This window comes from Pseudomonas sp. ADAK18, from assembly GCF_012935695.1.
GTDB lineage: Bacteria > Pseudomonadota > Gammaproteobacteria > Pseudomonadales > Pseudomonadaceae > Aquipseudomonas.
This window is the reverse complement of the sequence record NZ_CP052859.1, coordinates 3,807,907-3,825,016: the sequence shown is the minus strand read 5'-3', so window position 1 is coordinate 3,825,016 and position 17,110 is coordinate 3,807,907. Positions and strand designations below refer to the sequence as shown.

Sequence of the window (17,110 nt, the reverse complement as noted above, 5' to 3'; positions counted from 1 at the left end):
TGGGTGTCTCGCTGTTCTCAGCTAACTCTCGCAGAGGATGGTTTGGCAAATTGCTCGGCAGGCTTGGGAATATTGATCCTCTTTGCCCTGTCTGGTCGGGAGCGGTGACCAGAGGCAGAGCTGTATCTAGTTATATACCTTCTAGATAATAGTCTTGTAGGTAATACCTTCTAGGTAACCAATGAGCAGCAATCAGTAAGTAAACGAGCAGCAGGTAAGTAGTGTCCCTGTGGTCCGCTCATCACAGCTTTCAGGTAGTAGCTAACCGGTTAAAAAATGCATGGACGGTATCTGGTATGGGAACAACCACCAGGTACACAACCATGACCAATAGCAATGCCCACCCCCCTCTCTCGCAATCCGATATTGCCATCCAGATTGAGCGGCTCGTTAAGGCCATCGAACAACACGACACGCCAGCATTCCGGTTTGAAGGTACATGCTCAGGTCACCAGCAGATAATGCCGACCAGACTCTCCCGGTACTTCGATTACCTCCAGCAAATGATCGACCTGTTTAGCGATTGCTCCCAATACCATTACAGCGAGCACCTGCAAGCGTTCCAGGACGCCTGTCAAGATATTGGTCTGGAGCGGAGCCCTACAGGTCCTGTCTGCTTGAATGAGGAGGGTACGATCTACCTCGACCATCACCGCAGTATGAACGTTCTTGTCATCCGGATCCGTCAGTTGACTCGTGAACAATGGTATCGCCGTGAGAAAGGGGACCGTCGTTATCTGGCCAGGCAGCAAGCGGACCGGGTCTGTGAATACTCCGACGCTATGATTGATCGCTACTCGCGGACTCTGATCATTAGGGTCAATCTGTATTACTACCAGAAGGTTCAGGCTAGGCAGCGTGTCGAACAAGTATTCGGCGATCTAGACCGGTTTATTGCTGAGCGTGAGCGTAACCCGATTTTCGACCACCTCATTGGCTATATCTGTGTGGTAGAGCAGGGCGTTGATCGTGGCTTTCACCTCCATGCGGCCTTCTTCTTCAACGGCAATGAAGTGCGCGGAGATGTTTACAAGGCTGAGCAAATTGGTGAGCTGTGGAAAGATATTACTCGGGGGCAGGGCTACTTCAACAGCTGTAACCACGAAAAGGAAAAGTACAAAGACGACGACAGACTGGGTATAGGCATGATCCTTCGTAGTGCCCTGAAGGTCCGCAGTCATGTCCACTATGCGATGCGCTACCTGGTCAAGGACGATCAGCAGTTGCGGCTGAAGCCTGTCGGCGCTCGATGCTTGCGGATAGGGCAGATAGCTACCCCTCGACTGTGAACTTGATGTCGGAAGTTTCTATGTGAATTGCAGCAAACACCTTACTGCTGTCCCAGTGCTCGCTAGGCAATGCCATACGTCGAAACGGAACCTATTATTTTTGGGTTGTAGTCCTCATATGAGTTTTCATATGGAGAACGTTGATGACCAACAATATCTGCGCTTGCTGTGGCTTGTCGTTTGAAAAACGTCCCCAAGTACCCAACCAAACCTACTGTTCGCTACCAGCCTGTCAGCGAGTACGACGCCAGCGCTGGCAACGCGACAAGATGCAAAGCGATCCTGATTATCGGGATAACCAGAGCCGCAATCAGCGTGCGTGGCTGGATCGCCATCCGGAATATTGGCGTAATTATCGGGACGCTCACCCCGAATACGTCAAGCGAAACAAATCACGCCAGCGATCCAAGCACGATCTGCAGCAGGAAGTCGATCTTGCAAAGATGGACGTGTCACAGGTGACGGTGCTGCGACCTGGGCTCTATCGGATTGAGCTAGTTCCCAGCGGTGAGGCGGTCTGCTGCGAGGCGTTGATCGTCGAGATCACGCCATTGTGCATCGGTTGCCCGTGCAAAAAGGACGGGTGCAAAGATAGGACGTGATGGTCATTCCGCTGGTTAGGCGTTAATTACGAACCCAAATGAGTTCTCGATCATCCTGCGTGGCAGCAATCTCAACGACGTGCGCTTTGGTTGGTTTTTCTCTGGACGAGGCCCGTGCGAAGATGTGAAAGGAAGACCCGAGAGCAAGCACACCAATAACGGCGAGCGATTGGGTCCTATGCAATCAGATGAGTCTTCACCAGATATGTCGGATCAGCCGGTAGCACTACGTGCCGCCGAATACGTCAGGATGTCGACTGAGCACCAGCAGTACTCGACCGAAAATCAGTCAGACAAGATTCGCGAGTACGCTGAGCGGCACGGCATGCAGATCGTCCGTACCTATGCCGACCAAGGTAAAAGCGGGCTGCGCATAGATGGCCGACAGTCCTTGCAGCAGTTGATCAAGGACGTAGAGTCTGGGACGGCGGACTTCCAGATCATTCTGGTCTATGACGTCAGTCGCTGGGGGCGATTTCAGGATGCCGATGAAAGCGCCTATTACGAGTACATCTGCCGCCGTGCGGGCATTCAGCTTGCCTACTGTGCCGAGCAGTTTGAAAACGACGGTTCTCCAGGCTCGACCATTGTCAAAGGCGTCAAGCGTGCGATGGCGGGTGAGTACAGCCGGGAACTGTCGGCCAAGGTGTTCGCGGGCCAGTGCCGATTGATTGAGCGGGGCTATCGCCAGGGGGGAAGTGCGGGATACGGCCTGCGGCGTGTCCTGATCGATCAGGCGGGTTCAATCAAAAGCGAGCTGGCGCGGGGCGAGCACAAGAGTCTGCAAACCGACCGTGTGATTTTGATGCCCGGGCCTCAAGCCGAAGTACAGGTGGTGAACCAAATCTATCACTGGTTCATCGATGAAGGTTTACCCGAATCTGAAATCGCCTCCCGCCTCAACAGCCGTGGGATTCACACCGATCTGGATCGGCACTGGACACGGGCCACTGTGCGTGAGGTGCTGAGCAATGAAAAATACATCGGTAATAATATCTACAACCGGATTTCCTTCAAGCTCAAAAAACACCGGGTCAGTAACCAGCCGGACATGTGGATCAAGAAGGAAGGTGCATTCGAGGCCATCGTATCACCGGAGGCGTTCTATACCGCCCAAGGTATCCTGCGCGCCCGGGCGCATCGGTTCAGCAATGAAGAACTGATCGAGAAACTGCGCAACCTATACCAGCATCGCGGCTTCCTTTCGGGCCTTATCATCGACGAGACGGAGGGGATGCCGTCGGCCTCGGCCTATATCCACCGTTTTGGTAGTTTGATCAGTGCCTACCAGGTCGTAGGATTCACGCCGGATCGAGACTATCGCTTCCTCGAAATCAATCGTTTTTTGCGACGGTTGCATCCGGAAATTGTCAGTCAGACCGAACATGTGATTTCTGATATCGGTGGGTTGATCGAGCGCGATCCCGCCACTGACCTAATGACGGTCAATCGGGAGTTCAGCATCTCGCTGGTCCTGTCACGATGCCAGTCGCTGGACAGCGGACGCAGGCGGTGGAAGGTTCGCTTCGACACTAGCCTGGCCCCAGACATCACGGTCGCCGTCCGTCTGGACGAAGCCAATCAGGCGCCGCTCGACTATTACCTGCTGCCACGGTTGGACTTCGGCCAGCAGGGTTTCAACCTCGCCGATCACAACAGCATTGAATTTGAGAGTTATCGCTTCGACAGTCTGGATTATCTCTACAGCATGGCAGCGCGCGCACGTATCAGGAGGGTGGCATGAGTAAGGAGCATCTTTCCAGCGAACTGAAAATAATCCCGCTCGAATGCATCGAGATACTGAATACGCGAGAGCGAAACGGACGGGTGTTCGACGAAATCGTCGGCAACATCAAAAACATAGGTCTTAAGAAGCCGATCACGGTGACCCCTCGACCCGATGCAGACGGATCAGAGCGCTACCTGCTGATTTGCGGTGAGGGACGGCTCAAAGCCTACAAGACGTTGGGTGAAAGCAGTATTCCGGCTATGGTAGTGAGTGTTAGCGACGAGGACGCCTTTCTTATGAGTCTGGCGGAGAATATTGCACGCCGCCAATGCCGTCCTCTTGAGTTGCTGGCAGGTATCGAGCAGTTACGTGAGCAAGGCTATGACAAAAAGACCATTGCCCAGAAAACCGGCCTTAGCGTCGACTATGTCTACGGCATTCTTCAGTTACTCAAAAGTGGTGAGGAGCGCCTGTTGGTTGCGGTTGAAAGCGGGCGTATTCCGCTGAATGCCGCTCTCGCTATCGCGGGAGCAGGCAGTGATACGGAAGTACAGACTGCTCTGCAAGATGCTTACGAATCGGGGAAGTTGCGTGGCAAGCAACTAATCCACGCACGTCGGGTCATTGAGCGCCGCCGGTCACTGGGGCGATCCATTGCTCGTGGCACACCGCGTAAGGCGGGTGTGCTCACCTCATCCAGCCTTATCCGCAGCTATCAGAAAGAGGTCGAGCGACAAAAACTGATGGTCAAAAAGGCTGAGTTCGCGCAACAGCGGTTGCTCTTTGTGATCGAGGCCTTGCGCCAGTTGCTGTCCGATGACAACTTCACCAACCTGCTGCGTGCTGAAGGATTGGATACGCTGCCGAAATACGTCGCCGAGCGGGTCTGGGCTGGAGCCCATACGACATGAGCCAGTTGCCCCTTGGCTTTATTCCGGAACCACTATCAGTTTCGTTGGATCTGATCCTGCCCTCGCGCAAAGTTCCTGAAGGGCTCCACGGTAGTAAAAAATTCAAACAGATTCAGTCATCAATTGATGCTGTCGGGCTAATCGAGCCGCTGACGGTCAGCAAGGTCGACAATCAATCTGGGCGGTATACGTTGCTGGATGGGCACATCCGTTTATTGGCGCTCAAGCAATTGGGTTTCACTGATGCGCCATGTCTGGTCGCTACGGACGATGAAACCTACACCTATAACAACCGGATCAATCGCCTTTCCACCATTCAAGAGCACTTCATGATCCGGCGTGCGGTCGAGCGCGGCGTGGCACCGGCCAGGCTGGCCAAAGCGTTGAGCGTCGACATCAGTCACATCATCAAAAAGATGAATCTTCTTGATGGCGTATGCGTTGAAGCGGCCGAGTTGCTTAAAGATCAGCACTTCTCTGCTGAAATTGGTGCGGTGTTGCGCAAACTCAAACCGACCCGACAGGTAGAATGCGTGGAGCTGATGGTGGCCATCAACAATATTACCGTTCCCTACGCTCAGGCTTTGATGGCCGCCACACCAAGCAACCTACTAATGGGCGATGCTAAACCCCGCAAGCTTGGTGGTGCCACTCCCGAGCAGATGGCTAAAATGGAGCGTGAAATGGGAAATCTGCAAGGACAGTTCAAGCTGGTTGAGCAATCGTACGGTCAAGACGTGCTAAATCTCGTGCTAGCCAAGGGCTATCTTGCTAAGTTGCTGGAAAATGAGGCGGTCATCCGTTTCCTCACCAAAAATCAGCCTGAATTGCTAATTGAGTTCGAAAACATTGTGGTAACGGTATCGCTGGACAAGTGAATTGAATCGCCCCTGCTTTCGTAGACGCCTCGAACGGCTGCAACGGGTCCAGAGTTTGTAAAAACGCTTCGCCAAAATTGAAGTTCGCGCGTCTACGTTAAATCTGACATTTATCGGCACGTCAGCAGATGTGGATATCACGCAAATGCGCGATTACCAATCCGGTTTTTAATCCCCGTCGCGCTCGAAAACGTTTTTACACAGCCTCGGTCGAAAGCTGCCTATCACGAGATCTCACACCAATATCTCACTCCGATGATGGATTGGATCGGCCTGAATCGCCGCCCAAGGCATGCCAGTGAAGCGACGATTCAATGCAGCGCCGGTAGTGGGTATCAATCTGCCGCGGAGCAAGGCGAACATACCGCTCGGCTTTCTCGCGCTGTTCGCCGGTGAGCTTTACCAAGTACTCCACGACCTGCTCAGCAGACGGTGTGATTTCTGCACCGTTGAATTTGGGGGGGAGGCCGGTCCAGACCACGTGGGCCACGTCGTGAGTGTTAGCCCATTCGGATAAATCTGGAATCAGCCTCGGAGATGGCTGGCCGGCAGACCATCTGCAAACGTGCTTTTCTACATTTTTCCCCAGAATGTTTTCGCGGCTGCGTAAAGCCTCAACGGCAGAAGCGAGATCCACTGAGTCCATTACTGCCCACAGGGAGGGAACCAGCCGTCCGGTTTCGACTAGCACAAGCGTAATTCGACCATCTTGCGATTGCCTGGCGAATTCAGCTGGTATCAGTGGTCCATCCTCAATCCACTGCCCCTGAATCGGAAATTTCTTTGGCTCCCAAATCAGGGAGCCCCAACCAAGAGAAGCGATGCGAGCCAATGTGCCTCCGTTGAACCCGGGTGTTAGTTGGTAATGAGGTCTAGCGTAAATCGGTGCTCCTGACTGCCATTGGAGACGCGGTAGACATTGGCGGCCATCGAAATCGTATAAGCTAGTACCCGTTAGCTTTAATAGATCCCGAGTTCGCATATGTCCATGACCAAAGCCAATTGCCGCTTCTAGCCACCGATCGTTTTGGGTCGTTATCAGCCCTTTGTGACAGTCAACAATCGGCCGAATCAGCCGTCCGCGAAGCAGCTCGAGTCGGTATTTCGCTTTTCGTTATAACACTCGCTGCTCCCCTGAACCCAGAAACGACAGCTGGCTAAAGGAAGAAGACGCCACTCTTTAGGGTCTCGTCGAACGCGTTGTACGAGTTGCTCCGGTGAAGCAGGCGCACTTGCCAGAGATAGAACGATCGAACCACCTGCCCTTCGGCGGCCGGTAACTCGCGGTAGCTCGTTCCGCGAGAAACTAAGGCCGCACCGCAGGCTCCATTCAGCGACCCCGGACGCACTGGCCCCCAGCCCGTATTCCAATGAGCGTAGTCCGCCACTACCTGTTCATCGACAAGGACCTCAAGCGTGGTGCCCACTCGACGTACCTCTGCTTGAGCAGTCCTTAGGAGCGTCGGCACGAACAGTCGAGATGGATAGAGGTTCAGCTGCAGGTATCCCATGCGGCCATAGTCCATCCGTCCGGCCAAAGGCAACGATGCAGACGGGACGTCCAGTAACTGATCGATAGGTATTGCCCCCAACCAAGTCATCTCGTCGAGCGGCGCTGTGGGCACGCTTGGCAGCATTGGCATGTCGCGCCAGAAGGAGTCAATATGTGAAGCAAGATCCTGGTCAGCCACTTCACTGTTGCCGAACTGCAGCCATCGCACAAGCGATACTTCCATGCAGCGTCCCATCGTCATCTCGACGGGAGTGCTGAGCGCGATCAGCTCATCGCCGGGGCGCTCGGCCGCGACGCGAAGGACGACTTCTCGCATGATTCCCTCGATCGCGTTCGCGCTCCCGTTGAAGTCCTCCCGGACCGGCACCCATGCCGGGCGTGAAGGCCTCAGCGCAGCCAGCGTTGGATGAATGGGCAGCGCCTTTAGTGCGTAATGGCGCACAACCCCAGAGGGCAGCCCCAACAACCGTTCCGCTACCGCCAAGGTGCGCAAGTAGGCGGAGATCGCACGAAGGGTGGCCCGGGCGGAGTATGTGCCTACGAAGCCTTTCCCCAGCGGCCGCGCAAAGTGCCCGAAGTCGCCCTGCAGGGAAGCCTCGGGATAGGCCGCCTGGTTTTCAGTCCACTCGAACGCCATCTGGCGAATAAGCGGGAGTTTTGTTCGAAGCTCCAGCCTGCTCAGCGTGGTCCGGAACATCCTGGCCAGGTCCACCCCCTGCACACCTTCGAAATCACTGGGAATCTCGAAGTGCTTTGGCGCCGCTTTGAGGTCGGTATCTAGCGCCTGCTCCTCGAAGCCGAGAGCCTCGAGGAGCAGGTTGGATAGGAGTGACGGTTTCGGCGTGCGGTTCGGCAAATCGGGATTGGGAACGTAGCCGTACTCACTTGCAGCCATCCAGAAGATGCAGAGTGCCTCGACGACTTCCGCCTCGAGCTTGCGCGAATGCAGCAGCTTCAGCAGCGCTGACTCGGTCTCTGTCGTCGTCGCAGGGTCGCTCAACAGTTTTGCCAACTCCTGCAATGTCCACCATCGGCAGGATGGCGTCGGCCATCCTAGGCGAGAGATGAGAATTCGAAGCTCGTCCATCACTCCTCCCGCGCGTCCGCAGCAACCAGTTCTGTTCCCCAACGCGGGTTAGCTAGCGGGAGGGTTCGGGTGTCTTCAAGCACACAGTCGACCATAACCTGAGCGAACTCAACCGCCGCATCTATGCGTCCCTGCTTCACGTAGAAATAGACCATTGCCTCACCCGGCGCCAATCGCGGCCGCTCCGGTTCGCCGAACATGGCATAGGCTGTCTTGGTTACGAAGTCATCGCAATATTTCAGGTAGTACTGGGCCACGAGGTCGAGCCGCGCGAGCGTCTTCTCTTCGCGCTCCATATAGCCGATCCAGGCGCCGCTGTAGATCTGCGCGCTGACGAGGTACTTCCAAGCAGCCTTCAGACCGCTCTGCCTACGTCGGGTGTGAAAGGCATGGCCAGACAGGTGGAGCAGATCACGGCCTCGACCTCGGTCGGACAAAAGCGAGTCATCCAGTGCATGGAGAATCCGCTTCCCCTGTCCCTGGCCTTCCCAGTACTGATACCAAGCCAGAAGCGCCGCCTCGTCGTCGTAGCCGCCACCCGATAAGCGATCGAGCAAGGCCATTAGCTGCTCGGGCTCGAAGGTTGAGACGTCACCATCGAAGGGCTTTCGATCCGTGTTTGAGTTCGCGTGCTCCTCGCGACTCAGCACGCCGATGTCCCACCCTCCGTGAGCGTTGAGTAACCCCAGTCGCTCGGCGGCACCCTCGACTCCTTCCTTGACTAGACGCTGCAGCACATCCCTAACTTCCGGGGGCAGGCCCGTGCGCATTAGCGCATCAAGCGGCCAGCCGGCCTTCACTCCCTGCTCGACGTACACACTCAGGCTGTTCTCAGCCTGAGACCACTGCCCGGCGTCGACATGCTCCTCGTACTTGGCCACCAATGCGGCGGGAGCCAGCTTGGCCAGCAGCGCGTCCGCCGCAGTCAGCGCGTGTCGGGTGCCACTGCCGTCCGTGTAGTCCAGCACGGAGTGGACTTGAGAGGCGACCTGCGCTAACAGTCGACGTGCATTTTTCGGCGCAGCTTCGACCAAGAAACCGATCGCGTCGAGGGTCTTGTTCAGCGTCGGATCTTTACGATGCGAGAAGCCTGTCGCAAGCTCCCAGGTCTGTCGGCAAAGTTCGCGCGCCGTTGTTTCCAAACCATGGGCCACCGAAATTCCGCACAACTGCAGCGGCGTTTGCAGATGCACGCTGGTCTCCTGCCGCACCTCAGCATCGAACTGCTCGCGCTGGGAGAGCACGAATTTCGCAGCGGCCTCATCAGACATCTTCGTCAGCAGCCCTCCGGCGTACTGCTCGCGGAAAGACGCCGCGTCGAACCACTTGAACGACTCTGCGGCAGCGAGCGTCGCCTCGGTGAGATTAGCCTCGACGGCATGGCCCAACAGAATGCTGCCCAGACGGACGTCGCAGGCAACCTGGTGCAGGGCAGCCCGAAAATCCTCTGCTGCAGATTGCCAGTCGTAGCTCTGTCGGAAATGCCTAAACTCCACCGGGTCTAATAGCTCAAAGACCGCGTGAAAGTCTACGAAATCCCCCCGCCACCAGTGATGAGCCACTTGGCCGGCGACGCCCGAGAGCACGTTCAGGAAGTCAGTGACATTCTCTCGGTCGGCATATACCGGTGCGCGTGCAAAGCTGAACTCGGTCTGCCCTTCCGCGGACATGCACATGCTCAAGTGCACAGCGCTGAAGAACCAGTGGTGCACCAGCTTCGCAAGGTCCTGCTTGCGCTCACGGTAGTTGAGTCCCAGCCAGTCGATCGGGATTGAAGCGTTTAAGGTCGTCACGGCATGCACGTGGGCCGCCTCGATGGCTGCTACAAAGGGCGTTCTGGCGAGTGCTTTGAAGTCACCGCGTTCGACGATGCTTACATTGAGCTGAGCCGCGGCCCGGAGGCAGGCATCGCTGACAACGCACTTACGCCGGCTATCGCCGAGCGACGCTGCAAGCGACATCAACTCGTCCAGTTGCCCCTCCGCGGCCATCAGCCGTACGCGCGGTAACCAGCCCTCTGGGTTAGCACGTGTCACGAACTGCTTGAGCCCCTCCGGCGTGACCCCTACCGCGCCTAGGCGCGCAAAAGCACCCGCCAGGAACCTGAAAGCATCCAAGCCGTTGCCCGTGGAGTACTCTCTCGAGAAGCGACTCGCGCCCCGGAAGCGTCGCAGCGTCTCCTCGCCACAGGTCTCGGCCACGATATGGTCTCCGCGCGCTCGCAGCGCTAGCCCCAGCGCCGCCACAAGTTTGATATCCGTCTCGTGCCTGGAGGCAACGGCCTCTCGGATAACCCAATCGTCCGACGCCAGCGTCCACGTGTAAGAAACCAGCTGGGCCATGTCCTCGTCCTGCATTTGGTACTGGCTGCCCTCAACCATGCGGGCCTTCAGGTGCTGGAGGCGATAGGCTTGTGCGAACTCAGCCCGGTCCAGCGCGGCAGCCACGGCGTCGGTGATCAATGTGTCAAACAGCGACTGCGGATAGCCCTCTTCCAGTCGCAGCAGCACCCAGTCTCGGGTCAAGCCCGCGATCAGATGGCTTGGATCGCCAAGCTGCGCCTGGACCGTCCAGAGCCAGTTCACCCGCAAAGCGTTGGGAGCCAACGTCTCCAGCCAGCGCGCAACCTCCGGCCTGAGTGCAGCGATGCGATCGGCGTAGCCATCGGTCGACCGCACGTACACCGCCAGGCTCTCGTGGAAGACCTTCAAACCGGCGGCCGACGAATGAAGCAGATGTTCCACCTTTTCGATCTCGGGCGCCGCCAGCCTCATCGCGGTCGCGATCTCGCCGAATGCAGTCCGTGGCCAGAAGAACGGGAAGGCGCAAACCAGTCGCAGCGCATCCTTTAGGCTGGGTGAAACCCGCTCCCACAGCGACCCGTAGTAGAACTTCACGCCCTGACTCAGATCTCCGGTGAGTTGCTCGACGTCCCATCGCGTGACCTTGCCACCGGCAAGCACAAGTGCAGAGGTCGCGTAGATGACGTGCAGTGGGTGACCGTTGGTCCTGGCGCGGAGCGCGGCCGCGGCGCTCTGCAACTCTTCCTCAGCAACAGCCTCGTGCGCTGCGGCAACCTCGGTCGTTTCAGGCGCCTCAGGCTCTGCGTGAACATCCTTCTCATTAGGCTCCGCAGGCCCAAACCCCGTGCTCAACCGACCGGCGTGCACCGCCTGACGCAAGTACGAAAGGACGGCGTCGCCGGACATGGCGGGCAGCGTCTTCCAACTTGCCTTCGGCGCAGCGATCAACAAGTCTGCCGGAAGTTGTGCGTCGTCCACCGGCTGTGTACCCACGAGCAGTACCAAGTTCTCAGCACACGGCACCAACTGGGCAAACAAGTCCTCTAGCGGCTGTTTGTCCTCCCCGTTGGTGCGCCAGACGTGGTCGAGACCATCCAAAATCAGTACGAAGGGCTTGTCGAGCGCTTTGTAGTGCGCCGCAGTGGCGTCCAACTGCGCGCGCAGGCCACCGGGCGGGCGGAGGACGTCGGGATGGAATCGCTCGATCTGCGATCGGATCGACTCTTCGACGACGTAGCTGTGTAAGCGATCCCGACCGCGCTCCGTCGTGGACAGGAAGTAGTGGTGGCGGACCGTCGGAATGTCTTTGTCGGCGAATATGTCGCACAGCGCGCTGAGGTAGGTGCTCTTGCCGCGACCAGGCGGACCGGTCAGAACGATCGCCTTGCCGCCTGACCGCAGAGCATCCTTGACGAAAGCGCCGTGGAATTCTGCATCGGGCACCTCATAGCCCTTGGGGACCGCAAAGTCTTCCGGGAGAGGTGCCGGCGGTGTCGCCTGCAGGATCGCGCGAAGGTCTGGCAACGTGATCCAGCCGGACGGCGGTGGAGAGTACTTCTGCGTCGCCCAGTTCAGAGCGACGTTTTTGAGGACGGCGATGCCCTCCGGCGTTCCATGCGCACGCAGCCGCGCGTCAACCTCGTGCTCGAGCGTCTCGTAGCCCTTGTCGCTGTGCGTGATCTGTAGTCGACCGAGAAAGTCCTCACAATCCGCCTCGCCGCCGAGTTCGGCGATGAGCGCCGCGCGCCTCGGGTCAGGGACCTTGGCGAAATCAATCTTGCTACCGGTCAGGCAGGCTTCGATCTCAGCATCAGGCCGCCGGTTGGTCAACAGGGAGAGATCACCGATACGTGCTAGGTCCAGCGACCTGTACGCGTCAAACCACTTCTTCAGCATTGACCGGGACCGCTCCGTCTTGCCGGATTTCTCAAGCAGCCAATCCCAGGACAGCGGATGTGCATCAGGGTTTGGCGTGAACTTGACCTGCTTAAGGTCTTGCAGTCCGTCCGAGCGCTCGACCACGATGTCGTCCAAACCCTTTGGTGCTTCCGCCTCAACGTCACACTCGAACTTGACCTTCGCGTAGCGACTCGGCGCATCCAGCCAGTCGCACAACACCCGCAGCCCCTGCCGGTTCTGATAGATGTAGCCGGCAGAGGTGATTGCCGTGCTCTTGATGTTCTCAGTCATCGTTTGCCGTCCTTTTCGACGCGAAAACAGCGTCGGCACGCGCCGCGAAATCCGCGATGCGGTTGAACACGACGATGCGAAAATTATTGGTCACGACTGGAAAGCTTGTCGCGCGTGATGCGCACATAGGCTTCCGGCAGACTCCCGCGCAACTGTAGCTGCAATTCATTGCCGCCCCCACCATTGTCCCATCCCACAAAGGATCAGCAGCCCACTCGGCCAACGCCGTAATGCCGATGGTAAATGACGTACCGACTGACTCAACTACACCTCAAGTCTCCCCGACAGTTCTGTTACATCACTTTGCCTTTCCGCTATTTGGGCAAGCTCGGGTCGTTTTCTGCCTTATGCGATCGGCGGCATAGGGCAGGGGCTCGGCTGATGAATAAGGATATGCGAGACATAAGTTTAGGCTTATAACTTTCTTAGTCGCATTATGGCGCCTGTAATGCCTAGAGCATTCGTGTTGAATCGTCCCAAGATTCGTAACACGATCGAATAGCCTCTTTTGGTCGATTGCCCCCCTTACGACGGACAGCACCGGCCAAAAGCGGACGTTTGGAGTGGAGAAAATAAATCCGTCCTCTTCATTCTTGGCACCTACGCTAGATTCACAGTAGTCCAAGATACTTGCGCATCTTTGACTGATGTATCTCTGGGAGGAACGCCGCATGCCGACACTAATAGGTCGATCCGAAACTGAGGTTCTTGCTGATCTTGTTGAGCTGACAGCCTCTCCAGGCTATGTCCATGGTATTGCTTTCATATGTCATCGGGACAACCTAGTCATGTACAACGACGAGTTGAATCCGGATGACATTGCTCCGCTTTTTAGCAATGACCGCTTATTAAGGACTGAAATCACAACTCTGCTCGGGTTGATGGTTCGTCAGGATCTGGACATGAGCGTGCCCACTGTAGAGGTCTTGGGCGAATTGGTAGCCCGCACCGATACACTCATGGTGGAGCTACACCAAGCTCTTTCTCGGCCGATGATGTCAGCCCTGAAAGATCAGGCCATGAGCGGGAGCAACACGGGAGCAGCCTGGGACGGCATGTCCATGCGAGAGCCGATTTTTTATGGGACCGAGTCCGCCTACAGTTTCCAGTACCGTGATTTTCTTCCCGCGAAGTACGGTGAAGATGACCACTGGCTCGTTGAGAAAATGGGCTTTTCCATCGGCCAGGCACAGGTGGTTGCACACGCCATGTGCGCCCTTATGGACGAGAGGTCATGCGCCGCCTTCACCGGCTCCAATACGCCAGAGGTTGAGCCTCACATGTTGCTCGCAGCATTTGAGTATTCGGCGAAGCTTGTCTCGGATTTAAGCGGACTGGATGTAGCCATTGTCGAGGCCGTATTCCGCGCTTTGACGCTGACTGGTGACAATCTGCAATTTCAGACCATTGGCGATTTCAATGCCGTCGCGGCCACGCCGCTACTGCTGACCGGTCGCGGTACGGTGTTGCTCTTCCAGCATTACGCCATCTACGAGGCTCTCTACGAATCGCCATTTTTCTGGATGTGGGCCGACAAGCCGTACCGACCGAAAGCCATGGCAAATCGTGGCGCATTTGCGGAGCAGTTCGCAGCTCGGCGGCTTGCCGCAGTCTTTGGTGAAGGCAATGTCCATACCAACGTAAATTTGTTTAAAGGCAAGGACATTGCTGGTGAGGCCGACGTGCTGGTCGTTTTCGGCGATCGGTTGATCATTGTTCAGGCGAAGTCAAAAAAACTGACCCTTGAGGCCCGGAAAGGCAATGATGGTCAACTCAAGTCAGACTTCGCCGCGGCAATTCAGCAGTCGTACGAGCAAGGATGGGAGTGTGCGAGCATTATTGTTGAGGGTGGGTATCGGCTGGAGGACGACCAAGGCAGGGAAGTAAAGCTACCTCATCCCGTGAAAGAAATTTACCTCTTCAACATCGTTTCCGAGCACTACCCGGCATTGGCATTCCAATCCAGCCAATACCTGTCGTATCAGACGACCGAGGTTGTTAAAGCGCCTTTCGTGATGGATGTCTTCCTCTTGGACGCCCTCGCTGAGATGCTCACGTCACCGCTCAGGTTCCTTAGCTACATCCGCCTTCGAATCGCCGCGGTGGGTAAGCTGAATCTCAGTCACGAGCTGACGGCTTTGGGGTTTCACTTGAAACGAAATATGTGGCTCGATGACGAAATCAATCACGTGATGATTGATGACTCATATTCGATCGATCTCGACACCGCCATGACTGTCCGGCGGGAGGGGCATCCGGGCCAGCGCACTCCCGAAGGCATACTGACCAGATTAGCTGGTACGAGGTATGAGCAGGTGATTTCCCAGATTGAAGCTGAGGCCAATCCAGCAACGCTCGAACTCGGATTTCAGCTTCTGGCCATGAATGAGGACGCCGCTTTTAATATCCATCGGGGCCTTGAGGCCATAACTCGCATGACGCGAAAGGATGGGCAGGGGCACGATTTTACAATCGGAGCCGAGCAAGGAAGGGCCGGCATTTGCTTCCACTCTAATGTAGTCCCCTCGGCGGCAGCCTTGCGCCGGCTGCAGTTCCATTGCCACAAGCGTAAGTACATCCTGCGATCAGATACGTGGTTCGGCTTGGCCGTCGGTGGAGATTGCGACATTCAGTTCGGCGTGAGTCTTAATTCCACATGGACAGAATCTGAGCAGATGAACGAGCTGACTAGGGATGCCCAGGCCCCAGCACCAATATCATCGTTGTCGTCCCTCATTCGCCAAAGCCATGGCCAGAAAGTGGGACGCAACGACCCTTGCTCCTGCCGAAGCGGTAAAAAATACAAAAAGTGTTGCATGCCGTAACGCTATTTGATGCTGCTTGAACCTAGACGAGCCGAGACACCTCATCCTTGCGGCTCGTCGGCCTGTTGTTTCAATTGGCCTCGACACTCTGCGGATTGAGCAATCGTTGTAAAATAACAGCTATTCGGCCAAAAGCGGACGGTGAAAAATCTAGTCTTGAGGATCAGCATTTGACGTCCCACGTTTACATTCTGCGAGACCTAAAACACCCTAGGTTCAAGATTGGCAAAGCGAACAAAATCCTCGCTAGAGCGCGGAGTTTTCGGTGGGAGTTGATTGATTTTCATCAGTCACTTGGCCTTCGCCTAGCATCTGAAACCGATGCCTATACCTTAGAAAAAATCTTACACCGTACCTTCCGCCTCGCTAGCGTTGACCCAATCGAGGTGGTCGCAAGTGGAGGAAGCGCAGATGGCGCAAGCGAATGGTTCAGTACCAGTTGCTTACCGCGTTTGCTGCAATATTTGAAAGACAACCAGGACCTGCATCCACACGTAACGATCAGTGGAGGGGAGCTAGTCGCGTTGCTCGAGAGGCCGATTCAGCGTTCACAAGCTGGTATTGCTCGCGAGAAATTTAAAAAGGAAAAGGAGGCACATCGTAACGAGCGAGTGTCGGAACTCATTGCGTTCCGACACTCGCAGCTGGAAGGCCTCCGAGCCAGCCTGAAGGTAGTTCATCCGAAGATAGCCCAAGAACTGGAGCGCCAAAAACAGAACGGCAACATCGTCGGAATCTGCGATACAAGCATGGGATCGTACCTAGTGATTGCCGAAACAGTACCAGTGCCGTCAGGCGATTTATTGTGGGGACTGAAGCCACTATCAACGCATTACGATTACCCACGTGGTGGCGGTTCGATAATGAGTAGCTTCAGCCAAATGACCTGGGCGGAGGGAACCATCTCCAAAGTCGAATTGCCCCGTGCCCACTTGCGTGACGATTCAGTCTCTGAAACGGATGAAGTTATCTATGAGGTTTTCCGTGAGGAATTCGAATGGTTCAATAAGCTACAACGCATTCCTGAAGAATGGATCAGCGCGATTTTTCCCCACGGCCTTTTTTTGACCCCATCATCAGACGATCACCATAGCAAGCGTGCGATCGAAAATGTAATGGCAGCCTTATCGAAAGCCCGGTGCCGGTAGTGGAGTCAATTGGAGGTCACTCGATCTTTTATCTAGAACCTCAATCTGAATGTTTGAACAACGTGAGGAAATGGTCTGATGCACACGCGCAGCAGTATTCAAAAGCACATAGCTCAGGTTGGTGAGAAGGTCAGTAGGTGGCGCACCTGGGCAGAGGCAAAGGAGAGTCAGGCAACACCCTTATTGCAAGAAAATCTTCCTTCTGGCTATTCGAATTGGTTTGCTGTCGTGAGAGGTCATTCCATCTGGTGGATCTACACCGATACATCAGACGGTGGTGTTTGGAGCAGCCAGGGGATGGCAGTCACCGGCTTTAGAATCGCCTACGACGAATCCTTAGCGCAGAAGCTCTATGAACTAGTTTATGAGCACATAGTGAAGAGGTAATCTCACCAGATTTCGTTGTGATGTAGTCATCCAAACTCTTTATCCACTGGCCATTGCTGAAGAAGGAAAAGGCCTTTCCCAAACCCAGGATTACTCGGTCGAGATTCTGTAGCGTGCCAGAGTAGGACCGCTATGAGGATATATCTCCAGCTTCGGCACCGAACTTCATCATGCGTATCGATGCGTCTAAATCGGATTTGATCCGTTTCTTGAACCGCTCCCTCGCAGTTACGCACTCACTCGCACGA

The 17,110-nt window shown here is 55.9% G+C and carries 11 protein-coding genes; 8 read left to right on the top strand and 3 right to left on the bottom strand.

Features of this window, described 5'->3' with window-relative positions; all coding sequences use genetic code 11:
- The first annotated feature begins 323 nt into the window (after positions 1-323).
- From HKK55_RS17140 to HKK55_RS17120, 5 genes are all read left to right on the top strand, one after another.
- A complete protein-coding gene (locus HKK55_RS17140) occupies positions 324-1,289 on the top strand; it encodes an inovirus-type Gp2 protein (RefSeq protein WP_169355767.1) in 966 nt (321 codons plus the stop codon).
- Between the two features lie 143 nt (positions 1,290-1,432).
- Complete coding sequence (locus tag HKK55_RS17135) at positions 1,433-1,891, top strand: hypothetical protein (protein ID WP_169355766.1); 459 nt, start codon at positions 1,433-1,435, stop codon at positions 1,889-1,891.
- Positions 1,892-2,096: 205 nt separating this feature from the next.
- Positions 2,097-3,635, top strand: coding sequence for a recombinase family protein (locus HKK55_RS17130; protein ID WP_169357891.1), 1,539 nt, complete (start codon positions 2,097-2,099; stop codon positions 3,633-3,635).
- Positions 3,632-4,531, top strand: a complete 900-nt coding sequence (locus HKK55_RS17125) for a plasmid partitioning protein RepB C-terminal domain-containing protein (protein WP_034120738.1) — start codon at positions 3,632-3,634, stop codon at positions 4,529-4,531. The genes HKK55_RS17130 and HKK55_RS17125 overlap by 4 nt, the downstream gene beginning before the upstream one ends.
- Positions 4,528-5,409, top strand: a complete 882-nt coding sequence (locus HKK55_RS17120) for a plasmid partitioning protein RepB C-terminal domain-containing protein (protein ID WP_169355765.1) — start codon at positions 4,528-4,530, stop codon at positions 5,407-5,409. Before HKK55_RS17125 ends, HKK55_RS17120 begins: the two co-directional genes overlap by 4 nt.
- A 247-nt stretch (positions 5,410-5,656) precedes the next feature.
- Here HKK55_RS17120 and HKK55_RS17115 read toward each other — a convergent pair whose 3' ends face one another.
- The 3 genes from HKK55_RS17115 to HKK55_RS17105 form a co-directional block, all read right to left on the bottom strand.
- Entirely contained in the window at positions 5,657-6,241 is a 585-nt protein-coding gene (locus HKK55_RS17115) for a hypothetical protein (RefSeq protein WP_169355764.1), read from the bottom strand.
- Positions 6,242-6,566: 325 nt separating this feature from the next.
- Positions 6,567-8,009, bottom strand: a complete 1,443-nt coding sequence (locus HKK55_RS17110; RefSeq protein WP_169355763.1) for a multidrug DMT transporter permease — start codon at positions 8,007-8,009, stop codon at positions 6,567-6,569.
- The gene (locus tag HKK55_RS17105; RefSeq protein ID WP_169355762.1) at positions 8,009-12,502 is read right to left on the bottom strand and encodes an ATP-binding protein; all 4,494 of its coding nucleotides are present in this window, start codon (positions 12,500-12,502) and stop codon (positions 8,009-8,011) included. Before HKK55_RS17105 ends, HKK55_RS17110 begins: the two co-directional genes overlap by 1 nt.
- Before the next feature lie 788 nt (positions 12,503-13,290).
- Between HKK55_RS17105 and HKK55_RS17100 the strand changes: the two genes are divergently transcribed.
- The 3 genes from HKK55_RS17100 to HKK55_RS17090 all read left to right on the top strand — a co-directional run bounded on the left by HKK55_RS17100 (position 13,291) and on the right by HKK55_RS17090 (position 16,862).
- The gene (locus HKK55_RS17100; RefSeq protein WP_237151264.1) at positions 13,291-15,327 is read left to right on the top strand and encodes an SEC-C metal-binding domain-containing protein; all 2,037 of its coding nucleotides are present in this window, start codon (positions 13,291-13,293) and stop codon (positions 15,325-15,327) included.
- A 272-nt stretch (positions 15,328-15,599) separates the two neighbouring features.
- The gene (locus HKK55_RS17095) at positions 15,600-16,475 is read left to right on the top strand and encodes a hypothetical protein (RefSeq protein WP_169355760.1); all 876 of its coding nucleotides are present in this window, start codon (positions 15,600-15,602) and stop codon (positions 16,473-16,475) included.
- 78 nt (positions 16,476-16,553) lie between these two features.
- Positions 16,554-16,862: a hypothetical protein gene (locus HKK55_RS17090; RefSeq protein ID WP_169355759.1), complete on the top strand. Its 309-nt coding sequence runs from the start codon at positions 16,554-16,556 to the stop codon at positions 16,860-16,862.
- Positions 16,863-17,110: the final 248 nt, after the last annotated feature.